This is a genomic window from Spiroplasma endosymbiont of Tricholauxania praeusta (genome assembly GCF_964019535.1).
GTDB lineage: Bacteria > Bacillota_I > Bacilli_A > Mycoplasmatales > VBWQ01 > Spiroplasma_E > Spiroplasma_E ixodetis_A.
In genome coordinates this window covers 722,361-736,251 of the sequence record NZ_OZ026450.1, presented here as the reverse complement: position 1 = coordinate 736,251, position 13,891 = coordinate 722,361, and the positions used below count along the sequence as shown (strand labels likewise).

Genomic DNA, 13,891 nt, shown 5'->3' with positions numbered 1-13,891 from the left:
TTAACCCTAATTTAATAGTTATTAATAAACTGGCAAGTAAGAAATTTTCTTTATTATTACATATGATAATATTACAAAAATTTGCTGGGTTAATAGGTCCATTTTTTGTTACTTTTGCATTTATTAAATATTTTTGAAAATTTAGATTTTTAACAACTTGATTAATGTTAATAGTTGGATATCCTGTATCGCCTCAGCTATAAGATGAATCTACATAATCTTCTGTACCATTTTCATTAAAAAAAGTAATATATCGATAATCAATTGGTAAACCATATTCTGTATTTCATTCAAATGTATGGATAAATGAATTATTTCTAGTCTGTTTTCAATAACTTATATCAGTTAGTCTTCTGTTATTAAAATGAAATTCTGTTGTTTTTTATCATATTTTTGTCATTTTTTTAAATTCTGTTTGTTTTACTGGACATTTATAAATGCCATTAATAGTTAAAACATAAATATTTTTATTACTATCAAAAGTAATATTACTAACATCATATGTATCATTATCAATCACTTTCATTTCAATAAAATTTGATTGTAAAAAATCAAATTTATAAACTTTATTTATTGCAGAGTTATTATTAGTTATTATATAAATATTTTTATTACTTATTATTATTTTTTTGATTATTCCATCTATTGCTGAATTATTTATTTTCTTAAAGTATTTTTCTTTTACTGAATACTTATAAATATTATTATTATCTGCAATATAGATAGTTCCATTTTCATCTGTTACTAAAATAGCATTAACAAGTACTCCTCAATGTTCACTTATTATTATAAATTCTGTTTGTTCTGCTGGACATTTATAAATACTATTATTTGCAATTACATAAATGTGTCCATCTTTACCAGTTGTTAAAAGAGAAATTTGTAATGTTTCTTTATTTGTATCTATATTTAATTGTTTAAATTCGTTGTCATTTTCTAAACACTTATAAATACTATTCGCAAAAGGAACATGAAGATTATTATTAGCAGTGATATAAATATTTCCATATTTATCAATACTTATGTGACTCAGAAAATTAATGTTAGTTGGTAATGTCATTTTTTTAAATTCTCATTCTCCCGCTAAACATTTATAAATACTATTATTAGCTATTATAAAAACATTTCCGTCTCTCTCATTAATTTTTAAAAATCTAATATTTTCTAATTCTTTAGGTACTATCATTTGTTGAAAATATGTTTGTGTTGCAAGACATTTATAAATATTATTATTAGTTGCTACATAAGTATTTTTATCTTTATCAGTTTTTATAAATTTACCATTAGCAAATTCTTTAGGTACTATCATTTTTTCGAATTCTGTTTGTTCTGCTAAACATTTATAAACAGTATTATTAGCAAGTGCATAAATATTTCTATTTCTATCAGTTGTTAAAGACTTAATTTCATTTATTTTTCAATTATTATTTTCATTTTTAATACTTGTTTTAATTTTATTATTTGTGTTATTGATAAATAAGGTATTTAAACTGTTTGTACTTGCTATTGCTAAAATTGTTGTTGTAATTAGTGTTGATATCTTTTTCATATTTAAAAAACTCCTTTTTATTTTTTCCCAATAACTTCTTTTTTTAAGAAGTGAATATATTTTATTTTTTTTCAAATAAATTTCAAATAAAAATAGAACAAATTTTAATTTAAACTAAAAATCATAAAAAAATATATTTTATATTTAAAAAAATATTTTGAATGTTATAATAGTAGTAAATATGGATTAATTTGCATATATTATATAAAGCAGGGGTGGCATTGCCTGAGAAATACCCTATAACCTGATCTAGTTAGTACTAGCGGAGGGAGACTTTATTTTTTATATTTTAAAAAATGATAACTCCTTTTTGTTATGTAAGATAAATTAAAGGAGTTATCATTTTATTATGTTTAAAGAACAACTATTAACAACTATCAATTATAATAAAATTAAAAGCAAACTGGGGGTAGGAATGTTAATTAAAGCATCAGCCATTTTTAGTTTAATTACTCTTTTAACATTAACAGTTATTATTAGTATTTTACCTGCTAGTAGTATTAATCACTTTTTTAAAGTTACTACTATTATTGGTTGACAATTTTATAGCAGTAAAATTTATTTAATATTAATTCTTTGTTTATTATTAATTTCATCAATTTTATTATCTGTTATTACATGAACAGTTAAAATAGAAGATATGCATAAAAATATTGTTATTGTTACATTACTATCAATTTTTAGTATCAATCCCATTGCATTAATTTTTAATTTAATTAAACATTATCAATGACAAAAAGAAGAAACTTTTGCCATTTTAAAAACAAGATGATGAACTAATTTTAAATTTGCATTTGGTATTAAACGATGATTAGTTATTGAATATACAATTATTGGTTTATTTACTGGTGTAACTATTGCTTGTGCTTTTATTGAACAAAATTTATTACCAAAAATGCCATACGGCGGCGGTATTGCTATTAAATATATACCTTTAATGGTTATTAGTTATATTATTGGCTTTGCAGGTGGATGATTAACGGGTATGATTAGTGCTTTAATGTCATTATTATTTATTGGTGGTGGTTATGTTATTAATGCTTGAAGTTATTTATTAGATTATTTTTTGCCAATGACAACGCCCGCTATTATTTCATTATTACGTTTTAATTTAAAAGCTGATAAATCAATTTTTACTTATATTAATTATTTTTTACATTGTTTTTTAGTTTGTTTAATTATTTATTTTTGACAAACAATAGCAGGATATTTTATTTGATCACAAATTACTAATGCTGACGGAAGTAAAAATATTTGATCAGGATTTAATCCTCTTTTTTACTCATTAGTTTACAATTTTATTCATATTTTTTTGTTTACTTATCCAATTATGCAATTAACAATACCTTTTATTTATCGTGGTTTAGTTAGTCACTATGTAGAAAGATATCGTTAGAATAGTAATTGTAATTACTATTTCTTTTTTAAATAGCGTTATAATATTAATTGATAGAAAGGGTGATTATAATGAAAAATGATGAAATAATCAAAGAAGATATTATTATTATGGATGGTGATATTAAATTAATGAATAAAGCATTAAATGAGAAAAAGGTTGTATTAGCAGCAATTGAATTAGGAAAACATGCTCAACATACAATTGATATTGGTTGATCTGAACATTTTCAAGCATATGCTAAATTAAAAAGTACAACTACTACTGGTACTTGTTTTTGTAAAAAACCAGCAACTCATTTAGTTTATTTTTGGCGATAATAAGATAATATAATTTTTAAGTAATTTAATTAACTACTAGATGAGAATTAAAAATAAATTCTTTATCTAATTGATTTTGATATTCTGGATTTGTTATTAATCTTTGTTTTAGTTTTGGTTTATAATAAGTAAAATAAATAATAGTAGCAATTATAATAAATACTCAAAATATTAAAAACTTAATCGCAATTGCAATTAATATGATTCCTTTGTTGCCTACTAAATCATGAATCATATTATAATTAAAAATAATGAATTGACTAATTAAAAATAATAAACAGATAATAAACATAATTCATTCAATAACTTTTATTTTTATTTTTTTATAATAACCCATAACACAAGTTGCTGCTATAACAAAAAGATAAACAAAGATTGTTATATTAGTTGTAAATCCCAACATTTGGTTATAATTAAAACTAATTCCAATTAAATCCGGAATTATTAGCATAATAATACAAACTATAATTGTAATTATAAAATTAATAGTATTACCATACATTGCAATATTTTCTTTATTTAATTTGGCTATTTTTTCACTAATGTATCCTTCTTTGGCTAATGGTTGTAGCATAGCTCCAGAATATAGCGCTACTTGTATTACACCATTCAATTTAATTGATAAAGTACAAATAACTAGTAAAATGATACCCGTTGTACCAGCAATGCCAGCAATAACATTATTTGGGTTATAATTATTACCACCATTTGCTCATCCGTTATTACCATTAGGTCCCTGCGAACTGATGGCACCAATAATTAAAATTGTAATCATTAAATAAAAAATAGTTGTCAAAAATAAGACAATAATTGTTCCCCTACCTAAATTTTTATTAGGATTTTTAACATTTTTTCCAATAACAGTAAAGGTCTCAAAACCAAGGAAAAAGTAGAAAAAATTACTAAAAGCATTATTAAAAATATTATTTGTAAAATGAAGATGTTTAGTACCAACAAATGCTTGTTGATAAACTATAGTGCCGTTTTTGATTACCAGAATAATGGCACAAATAATCAAAAAACAAGTTGACAGTCATTTAATGATTCCTGAAATATTAACAAATCAACGAAAACCTCTTAATCCAAAATAGATACAACTTGTAACCAAACAATAAACTATAATTCCTAAACTATCAATAAATAAATTAGATCATCTATCAGGTAATCAAGAAAAAAATGATAATTGGTTTAAGTTAATTCTAAACATTGAAATAATACCACCAATAACAGTAGATGGTAAAATGATATATTGCATAAAGTCGGTTATTCATCCTCAAAAACGACCAAAAGTTGCTCTAACATAAATATATGCTCCAACCATTATTACCAGCATAAACTTTACTACATTTTAAAAAAGCACATGCACTAATACTAGCCATTATAGCGCCTAAAATCATAATTCAGATTAGATGTAATCCAACTCCGCCATTATTTCAATAATATATTCCTATAAAAGACATAGGAAAAGCTATTGTGCAAGTATAATTAAATCCAAAGTCACACCAGTTCTCCTAAGCCTATTTTTTGCTGCTTTGTTTTTTGTTTTAAAGACTTATTTAAAACTTTTTGTGTGTTCATAGAATCCTCCTTTGAATTTATTTAATATTAACGATAATTATATAGTATATTTTATTTGAAATACAATAAAAACTATTTCTTTTTTGTAGAAAATAAATATTAGCAAATGGTTTAATAACATTGATTGATAATTAACAAAATATTTAAAATATAATTTAATCAATAAGTAAACATTGCAACTTGTTAAATGATTATGATATTATGGTTTTATGATTACTTTACTTGAACATATTAAAGGAGAAAAACATGAGTTATAATCACCAACAAATAGAAAAAAAATGACAGCAGTATTGATTAAAAAATGAAACTTTTAAAACAAACATTGATGATAATAAAAAACCAAAATCATATATTCTTGATATGTTCCCTTATCCTTCAGGATCAGGTTTACATGTTGGCCATCCTAAAGGTTATTGTGCTACTGATGTTATTTCTCGAGTTAAAATAATGAATGGTTTTAATGTTTTGCATCCAATTGGTTGAGATGCTTTTGGTTTACCAGCTGAGCAATATGCCTTAAATACAGGTAATAATCCAGAGACATTTACTAAACAAAACATTAATAATTTTCGTAAACAATTACAAAGTATTGGTCTAAGTTTTGATTATAATAAAGAAGTTAATACTACAGATCCTCAATATTATAAGTGAACACAATGAATTTTCATTAAACTTTATGAACAAGGGTTAGCTGAAATTAAAGATGTTGAAGTTAATTTTTGTGAACAGTTAGGAACTGTTTTAGCTAATGAAGAAATAATTAACATTAATGGTCATATGGTTTCTGAACGTGGTAATTTCCCAGTTATTAAAAAACCAATGCGTCAGTGGGTTTTAAAAATTACTAAGTATGCTGAAAAATTATTAAAAGGATTAGATGATTTAGACTGACCAAATAGTGTTAAGGAATTACAACGTAATTGAATTGGTAAAAGTGTTGGAACACTAGTTGATTTTGTAGTTGAAAATAATAAATGTAAGGTTTCTATTTTTACTTCAAGGGTTGATACTATTTTTGGTGTTTCATTTTTAGTACTTGCTCCTGAACATCCATTAATTCATGATTTAACAACTAGTGAATATTCGCAAGCAGTTACTCAATACTGTTTAGATGCTAAAACTAAAACAGATTTAATGCGTCAAGGAGATGATACTTTAAAATCTGGTGTTTTTACTGGAAGTTATGCTATTCATCCTTTTACTAAAAGTAAATTACCAATTTGAGTTGGTGATTATGTTTTAAATCATTATGGGACAGGAGCAATTATGGGTGTTCCTGCACATGATAGTCATGATTTTATTTTTGCTAAAAATAAAAATTTACCAATCAATTTTATTATGAAAACTAATAATAAAAATGAACCATTTTTGGGTACTAGTGAATATATTAACTCTGATTTTATTAATGGTAAGGATTTAGAAACAGCTACTAATTTAATTGTTAAAAAATTACTAACTTTAAAACAAGGAAAAGTACATACTGCATATAAGTTACGAGATTGACTTTTTTCTCGTCAACGTTATTGAGGTGAACCTTTTCCGATAATTTATTGAGAAGATGGTACAATCTCAACAGTAGATGAACAACAATTACCAGTATTATTACCAAAAATGACTAATATTAAGCCATCTAATTCGGGGAATGCACCTTTAACTAATGCACCAAATTCCTGATTACATGTAACTAGAAAAGATGGTGTAAAAGGAAAAAGAGAAATTAATACAATGCCACAATGAGCAGGTAGCTGTTGATATTATTTAGCATATATTTTAAAAAATGATGATGGTACTTATTGTGATTTTAATAGTGCTATTGCGCAAAAACGTTTTAACTATTGATTACCAGTTGATTTATATATTGGCGGTCAAGAACATGCTGTTTTACATTTATTGTATGCTCGTTTCTGACATTTAGTACTATATGATTTAAAATTAGTTAGTGTTAAAGAGCCATTTTTAAAATTGGTAAATCAAGGTATGATTCTTGGTGAAAATAATGAAAAAATGTCTAAATCACGCGGTAATGTTGTTAATCCAGATGATATTATTAATGAGTATGGTGCTGATACTTTACGAATATATGAAATGTTTATGGGACCATTAACAGCATCTTTACCGTGATTAAATAGTGGTTTAGTTGGTTGTTATAAGTTTTTAATGCGTATTTATCGTCTTGTTAATAAAGATGAGTATAAAATAAAAATTACTACTAAGAATGATAAATCATTAGATACAATTTATCATCAAACTGTAAAAAAAGTAACTAATGATATTAACGATTTAAATTTTAATACTGCTATTGCACAACTTATGATTTTTATCAATGCTTGTTATAAAGCACCAACTATTTATCAACAATATTTAGTTAATTTTTTAAAATTATTAAATCCATTTGCTCCACATATTGCTGAAGAATTATGATTTCAATTTGGTAATAAAGAAAGTATTAATAAAAGTCAGTTTCCAAGTTATGATGAAAAATTTTTGATTACTAGTGAAGTTACTATTGCTATTCAGATTAATGGTAAAACGAAAATAACTTTAGTAGTAAAAGAAAATTTAAATAATCAAGAACTTTTAAAAGTAGTTAATAATGAAGAAAAAGTAAAATATTGATTGCAAGATAAAACAATTATTAAGACAATTTGTATACCAAATAAGATTGTTAATTTTGTTGTTAAGTAAAGGAGGAATAATGAAAGTTGCTATTATTTTTGCAGCAGGAATTGGCAGTAGATTACAACCTATCTCAAATAATGTTCATAAATCGTTAATTAAATTTAAAGGTTTAACTTTAATTGAACATATAATTAATCATTTAATTGAAATACATGATTTAAAAAAAATTATTGTCATTACTGGTCATTTAAAAGATGAATTTAATTTTCTTACTCATAAATATTCAAAATTAATCTTAATAAATAATCAACATTTCCTTGATTATAATAGTGGTTATGCTTTGACATTAGTATCATCATATTTTAATGGTCAAGATGATATTTTTATTATTTCTGGTGATATGATTAGTACAAAAAATATTTTTTTAAATAATTTTTCAACTAATATGATGGCCGCTATTAATCGTGATCATGATAATATCAAAGAAGATTGAAGTTATAAATTAAACAAGAATGGTAATATTATTGATATTTTTAAAAGTAAAAAAAAGGATAGTTTCTTGGCAGGAGAATGAAGTTATATTACTAAAAAATGAGCAAAAGTTCTTGGTGAAGATTTAATAAATCCACAACAAGAACTTGTATTGCAAACAACAATGGTTGGTAAATATTTAATTAGTAATAGTATTAAACATAATTTTGAATTAAAACCTTATGTTTTATCATTTGATTGTCATTGGGATGTTGATAATATTATTGATTTAGAACGAACTAATAAATATTTTAAATAATTTAAGTAGTTAATTTTTTTCCAGAAGTTGTTGTTGAAACTACTGGAATTTCTTCACGATTACAACTATGTGCAACATTTTGGAATGGATTAGTAGTATTACCGTTTAATTTTAGTGCTTCTGCTGTTGTTTCTGTTACTGATTCATTTTCTGGATCTAGTGCATCTACTTCTTTAAAACTAACTTGTCCATTACTACGAGCAATAACATTATTGTTTTGATTAACATTATCTGTATTTTTAATAATATTAACTGACTGATTTAGTTTAGGTTTTTTAGTTCGATTATCAAATAGTGAAACTAAAAGTTTTTTTAATCATATGTATGGAAAAAAAGAAATATAAGCGACATCTTTTGCAAATTTTACAATTCAATTTCTACTACTACCATCAGAAGAAGTATTTGCTTTTTCTTTTTTATCTTTTTCACCTTGTAATTTATCAAAAATTTCTTTATTTGGTTGTTGCTGTTGTTGTGCTGACATAATTTTTCACATCCTTTTTTATTTAAAAATAATTAGGTTCCACTTATCTAATAAAAAAGAATAAGTCGAACCTAATGGTCTTTAATAATTTAGTTTATTATGTTGTTAGTATAACATATTTTCAATTTTTAAGCACAATAATTAAAAAAATAACATCCTTACTTTTGAGTTAATAAATCATAATTTTATTTAAAAATATTTATTTTATCTTTTAATTTTTATGAAAAATTTTATACTGTATTTTGGATATTTTTAAAAATAAATATTTAAAAGAAAGGGAGAAAAAATATTATGAATGAAAAAGAAAAAGCAGATAAAATACTTACTAAATTAGCTATGCAAAGAGCTAAAGATATGAAAGAAAGACTAGCACAAAAAGCTGAGAAAGCAGCACGTGAAAAGGAAAAAGCAGATAGTACTAAAAAAGAACAGCAATCAAAAAAACATATTTCATTTTCAAAATAAATAGTTTTTTAAAAGTCTACTGATAAATAAAAAAAAGTTAGGTAATACTTATTTTAAAAATATTACCTAACTTTTTTTATGTTAAAGTTTTAATAAATTTTAGAACTTCATCATAGTTTGGTTCTAATGTTACTTCTTTAACAATTTGTAAATATATAACTTTGTTATTTTTATCAACAATGATAATAGTACGTGCTAATAATTGGATTTCATCAATTAATAAATTAGTAGTATTACTAAAATTATTTTCATTATTACGATAATCACTTCAAATATGAAAATTATTATTCATTTTTAGTTTTTCACAAAAGCGATTTTGAGCAAATGGTAAATCTTTGGAAATAGTAATAATAACTAAATCTTTTAATTTAGTGGCCTCTTTATTAAAGTGTATAGTTTGTAAAGCACAAGTTTTAGTATCAATGCTTGGTACACTAGAAATAATTTTAAATTTATTAGTGAATTTTTCCAAATTCATATTATCCATTGTTTTATTAACTGCAGAAAATGATAAAGTATCTCCAACTTTGATTATTTCATTTTTAATATGAACGGGTTTACCTTTAATTGTTAATTGCAACATAATATTTTTTCTCCCTTTTTATCAAATGTATTTATAATATTATTATAACTAAATTTATTAAAGATAATCTATTAAGGAGTAACAAAGTGTTAAAAATTTTAAATAAATTTAAAATTGTGATTCAAGAATTTAAAGTGGTTTTTAAAGCAGTGGGGACTAAACACATTTATAAAAATAAAAGAACAGTTATTAAAAGTATTGCACTATGTTTTATTCCATTTTTATATGCGTTTATTGCTTTATGAGCTTTTTTTAATCCATTGGGAAATATTAATCGTTTACCAATTGCTTTAGTTAATAATGATAGTTCTGCAGTAGGAATTAATCGTGTTATTAATAGACATAATTTAAATTTGGATGATGAAAATCCTAATAGTAGTGGTGCTTATGAATTTAAAATTAATGATTTACAAATTAACAATGAGAAAAAAACATTTACTGTTTATTATTATGATGATTGAAAAAGTTATTATCAACATCAAAATGACAAAACTTTTTTAACTGAAATTATTATTGATAGTTGTTTTACTAAGGATTTTAATGATTTTTTTAAAAAAGCTTTTAAAGTAGTTATTGAAAATATTAAAACTCCAGGAAGAATTTGGAATCTTATTAATCAAATTACTATTAGACCAAAAATTAGTTTACAAGCTTCATATAAAGTTAGTCCGATTTTAGGTGAAATTAATGATTTTGCTTTAAATGCATTAAAAGATAATATTTTTAGTAAGTTTTTACCTATTGTTATTAGTGATCAAGTATTTGATTATTGAGATAAAGATGCTTCTGATTCAGGTTATCAGCATTTACAACCAATTTTAAAAGAAATTTATGGTATTCTTTCAATTGCTGTTCCTGGTTTAGGTCCTCATGCTGAACAATTTAATGCTAATATTGATAGTGTAACAAGCAACAGAGATATTAAACATATTAAAGTTTTAGAACATGATTATTGAATGAATCATACTTTATTGGCACCTATTAACTTTATTAATTTTAATATTAATATTGAAGGTCAAGATAAATCTCCTTATGGATTTGGTTTAGGACCATATTTCATGTGTATTGGAATGTGAGTAGGTACTTTATTATTAACTTTTACTTTTATTAGAAATAAAGATATTCCAAAAACTAAATTTTGATCAAACTATTTAGCTAAATCAGCATGAATGATTATTTTTGGTTTAATTCAGTCAACAATTTTAGTAACTTCATTATTACTATTATTTAATAATATTGATTTATGACAACGTTTTTGACAAATGTTTTTATACATGTGATTAATAGCAATTATTTTTGACTTGGTTGTTCAATCAATTGCTCAAATGTTTCGTAATCATGATTTAGGTAGATTTTTAATTGTTATTCTTTTAATATTACAACTTTCTTCATCAAGTGGTACTTTTCCTGTTGAATTAGAACCCAAGTTTTTTCAAGTAATGTATAATTTTTTACCATTTAGTTATGCAATAAAAGGACTAAGAGAAATTCTTATTAATCCTAATCCAATGACTATTTTATGAAGTATTGGTTGTTTATTAATATTTATTATTATTTTAGTACCATTATCATTGTTACTTAATTGATGATATGATCATAAAGATGCAAAAAATCAAGTTGGAAATAAAAAAATTAAATTAGTTGTTAATAATTCTTCATCATTAAATAATAAAACTACTACTGATGAAAATTAAACATTATATTTTTAGGTGTCCTTTTTTATTAATATTTTCTAATAAAAATAGAGTACTTTAAAGAATGTTATATATTATTTTTTCAAAAAAACTTAATTTATAAAATAAAAAACATAAAAAAGTAAAAGAAGAAAATGACTTATGTATTAAAAAATTATTAATAATGTTACTATAACATATTTTGCTAGTTAAGGGACTATGCTTTCAATTAATACTCATGTTTCTAATAATAAATTGATTAAAATTTCTTTTGTAATAACCATGAAACATTTTCAAAATTGGAAGGAGTAAGTGGTGTAATTTAATTAATAACTAGCGAACAAAAAGGCAATGTTTATTATGTGTAGAAATATATGATATATTCATATAGTTTAAAGATAATTTTATGATGTATTGTTAGCTGTTTAATAGTAATAATTAAAGTACTTTAATTATTAATCAAAGTGGAAAATTTTCTTAGCCCACACTTTATATATAATTTGATAAAATAGACTTAGAAAATATTAGAGTTAGGAGTAGAAAATGAAGAAAATTATTTTAAATCCAAATATTTGTGCTGATGAGATTGAACTTACTATTAAAAAACAAGGATGAGAAATTATTGATAAAAAATATGATTTTTATCAACCATACGTTAGTATTTTTGATAATTTAAATTATGAAGCAAAAGTAGATTTGTATATTGCTTTTAAAACTGCAGGTAACTTTGTTCATAAGGTATATTGCTATTTTTTAGAATTTGATACAAATAATATTTTTAAAATATCAGAAATTAAATCACCAGAACATCCTAAGGGACAAATGACAACACGAGTTGCTGATTTTAAGTATTATAAAACTACTGGTAATCTAGGTTTTACTCATTATAAAAGCCCAATATCTGGTCAACCATATAACTTAAGTCATAATTATCACAGTTTTTTTAATTCATTAATTGAATCAGAAGCAAGAAATGAATTAAACTATGTTTGTATTTTATTAAAATATGATAATCATGCTCGAAGCAAGAAAAGACTTCGATATTTTGTTAATTCGTATAAAAAGTTTATTAAATCATTTCTTTTTAAATTTGAAAAATTTGAAATTAGAAAAACACGTGCTTTATTAAGAGCAGAAATATTAAAAGGACAAAAAAAGAAAAAAGTTACCAAGCCCGCAAAGCGAAACGTTATTAAACCTAATAATACTGAAACCGTTATTATTGAAGGTAATTTAAAAACTATTTTTGATCATAAAAATATGACTGTTAAAGTTATTAAAGAAAGAGATAATATAGAAAAATCTACTTTAGAATCTAAAAATAAACTTAAAAATAGTAATCAAAAAAATAAAAAATAAATGTTGATAAACCTTCACTTAAAATTGTTAAAGAAGTGTTATAATTATTTATAAAAGGGAGGAAATATTTATTATGCTACTAAGTTTTATTTTATATACAACTTCATTTGAATCCGAACACTTAGATTCTTTTTTAGCAAAGATTTTTGTAAATAAAAAAACTAATTTTGAAGTTGTTGTTGTTGATGATGGCATTAACAATGAAAATTTGGAGATATTTAGTAAATATTTTAAATTATATCCACAAAATTTAAAAATGATTACTAATTATCAAGTATCAGGTATTGCCATTAGTCGTAATCTTGGTCTTAAATATATTTCCGGACAATATGTAGTTATTTTAAATCCAACTGAAATTCTTAGCGTTAATTTTGTTGAAACAGTTAATAAAATTTTAGATAATAATAAAGATTTAGATTGTATTGAATATTGTGTTCGTTATGAATTTGATATAAATAATGTTTTTCATTCAACAATTAGAACTGAAGTTAATAAATTATATAATTTAAATACAACACAAGCAAAAATAGTCTTTGCTTTAACAACACCAGTTTTAACAACAAAAATCATGAAAGTTAGTATTATTAATGAATATAATTTACAATTTCGTAAAGAAATCCAATTTGATAGTTTATTTTTATACTCATTTTTAGCACATTGTAAAACATATTATGCAATTAATGAAACATTATTAACGTCTAAAAATAACACATTGGAAAATGATAATATTTTTGAACTAATGCATCAATGAATACATATTTTAAACTATTATAATAATTATAAAATTAAAAAAGTTTTATATGAAGAGTTGGAATATGCTTTTGTTAGATACTATCTATATACTCTTTTAAGATTTATTAGTATTTCTAAAAAACCTGCATTAATTGAAAAAACATATAATCGTGTCAAAGAAATTATTGAATTTAAATTTAAAAATTTTAAAAAAAATTCTTATTTTAATACTATTAATCCAAATGATAAATTTACTACTTATGCTCCTGATCTAAGTACTTATTTTAAGAAATATTTTAAAGATAATAATATTAGAGATGATTCAAAATATTGAGAGTAAAAA

12 protein-coding genes and 1 riboswitch are annotated in these 13,891 nt (G+C 23.1%); of the genes, 8 read left to right on the top strand and 4 right to left on the bottom strand.

Annotated elements, in window-relative coordinates; all coding sequences use genetic code 4:
* Positions 1–382: 382 nt before the first annotated feature.
* On the bottom strand, positions 383–1,549 hold the full coding sequence (locus AACK96_RS03950) for a hypothetical protein (RefSeq protein WP_338975122.1): 1,167 nt from the start codon (positions 1,547–1,549) through the stop codon (positions 383–385).
* Positions 1,550–1,750: 201 nt separating this feature from the next.
* A riboswitch (TPP riboswitch) is annotated at positions 1,751–1,838 on the top strand.
* 60 nt (positions 1,839–1,898) lie between these two features.
* On the opposite strand from AACK96_RS03950, the gene AACK96_RS03945 reads away from it, so the two are divergent.
* Both AACK96_RS03945 and AACK96_RS03940 read left to right on the top strand, forming a co-directional pair.
* A complete protein-coding gene (locus AACK96_RS03945; RefSeq protein ID WP_338975121.1) occupies positions 1,899–2,945 on the top strand; it encodes an energy-coupled thiamine transporter ThiT in 1,047 nt (348 codons plus the stop codon).
* 71 nt (positions 2,946–3,016) lie between these two features.
* Complete coding sequence (locus AACK96_RS03940) at positions 3,017–3,265, top strand: hypothetical protein (protein WP_338975120.1); 249 nt, start codon at positions 3,017–3,019, stop codon at positions 3,263–3,265.
* 25 nt (positions 3,266–3,290) lie between these two features.
* Here AACK96_RS03940 and AACK96_RS03935 read toward each other — a convergent pair whose 3' ends face one another.
* Positions 3,291–4,598, bottom strand: coding sequence for an APC family permease (locus tag AACK96_RS03935; RefSeq protein WP_338975119.1), 1,308 nt, complete (start codon positions 4,596–4,598; stop codon positions 3,291–3,293).
* Positions 4,599–5,089: 491 nt separating this feature from the next.
* Between AACK96_RS03935 and leuS the strand changes: the two genes are divergently transcribed.
* Positions 5,090–7,528 (top strand): leucine--tRNA ligase, encoded by a 2,439-nt coding sequence (gene leuS, locus AACK96_RS03930; protein ID WP_338975118.1) that lies wholly within the window; start codon positions 5,090–5,092, stop codon positions 7,526–7,528.
* A 10-nt stretch (positions 7,529–7,538) separates the two neighbouring features.
* Positions 7,539–8,252, top strand: a complete 714-nt coding sequence (locus AACK96_RS03925) for a sugar phosphate nucleotidyltransferase (RefSeq protein WP_338975117.1) — start codon at positions 7,539–7,541, stop codon at positions 8,250–8,252.
* Position 8,253: 1 nt separating this feature from the next.
* Here AACK96_RS03925 and AACK96_RS03920 read toward each other — a convergent pair whose 3' ends face one another.
* Entirely contained in the window at positions 8,254–8,736 is a 483-nt protein-coding gene (locus AACK96_RS03920; RefSeq protein ID WP_338975115.1) for a hypothetical protein, read from the bottom strand.
* A 291-nt stretch (positions 8,737–9,027) separates the two neighbouring features.
* On the opposite strand from AACK96_RS03920, the gene AACK96_RS03915 reads away from it, so the two are divergent.
* Entirely contained in the window at positions 9,028–9,201 is a 174-nt protein-coding gene (locus AACK96_RS03915; protein ID WP_338975114.1) for a hypothetical protein, read from the top strand.
* Between the two features lie 76 nt (positions 9,202–9,277).
* On the opposite strand, the gene tpx is transcribed toward AACK96_RS03915, so the two are convergent.
* Positions 9,278–9,784: a thiol peroxidase gene (gene tpx / locus AACK96_RS03910; RefSeq protein WP_338960248.1), complete on the bottom strand. Its 507-nt coding sequence runs from the start codon at positions 9,782–9,784 to the stop codon at positions 9,278–9,280.
* 86 nt (positions 9,785–9,870) lie between these two features.
* On the opposite strand from tpx, the gene AACK96_RS03905 reads away from it, so the two are divergent.
* The 3 genes from AACK96_RS03905 (at position 9,871) to AACK96_RS03895 (ending at position 13,888) form a co-directional block, all read left to right on the top strand.
* Positions 9,871–11,478 (top strand): YhgE/Pip family protein, encoded by a 1,608-nt coding sequence (locus AACK96_RS03905; protein ID WP_338975113.1) that lies wholly within the window; start codon positions 9,871–9,873, stop codon positions 11,476–11,478.
* Positions 11,479–12,000: 522 nt separating this feature from the next.
* On the top strand, positions 12,001–12,816 hold the full coding sequence (locus AACK96_RS03900; RefSeq protein ID WP_338975112.1) for a hypothetical protein: 816 nt from the start codon (positions 12,001–12,003) through the stop codon (positions 12,814–12,816).
* Positions 12,817–12,889: 73 nt separating this feature from the next.
* Entirely contained in the window at positions 12,890–13,888 is a 999-nt protein-coding gene (locus tag AACK96_RS03895; protein ID WP_338975111.1) for a glycosyltransferase family 2 protein, read from the top strand.
* Positions 13,889–13,891 lie beyond the last annotated feature (3 nt).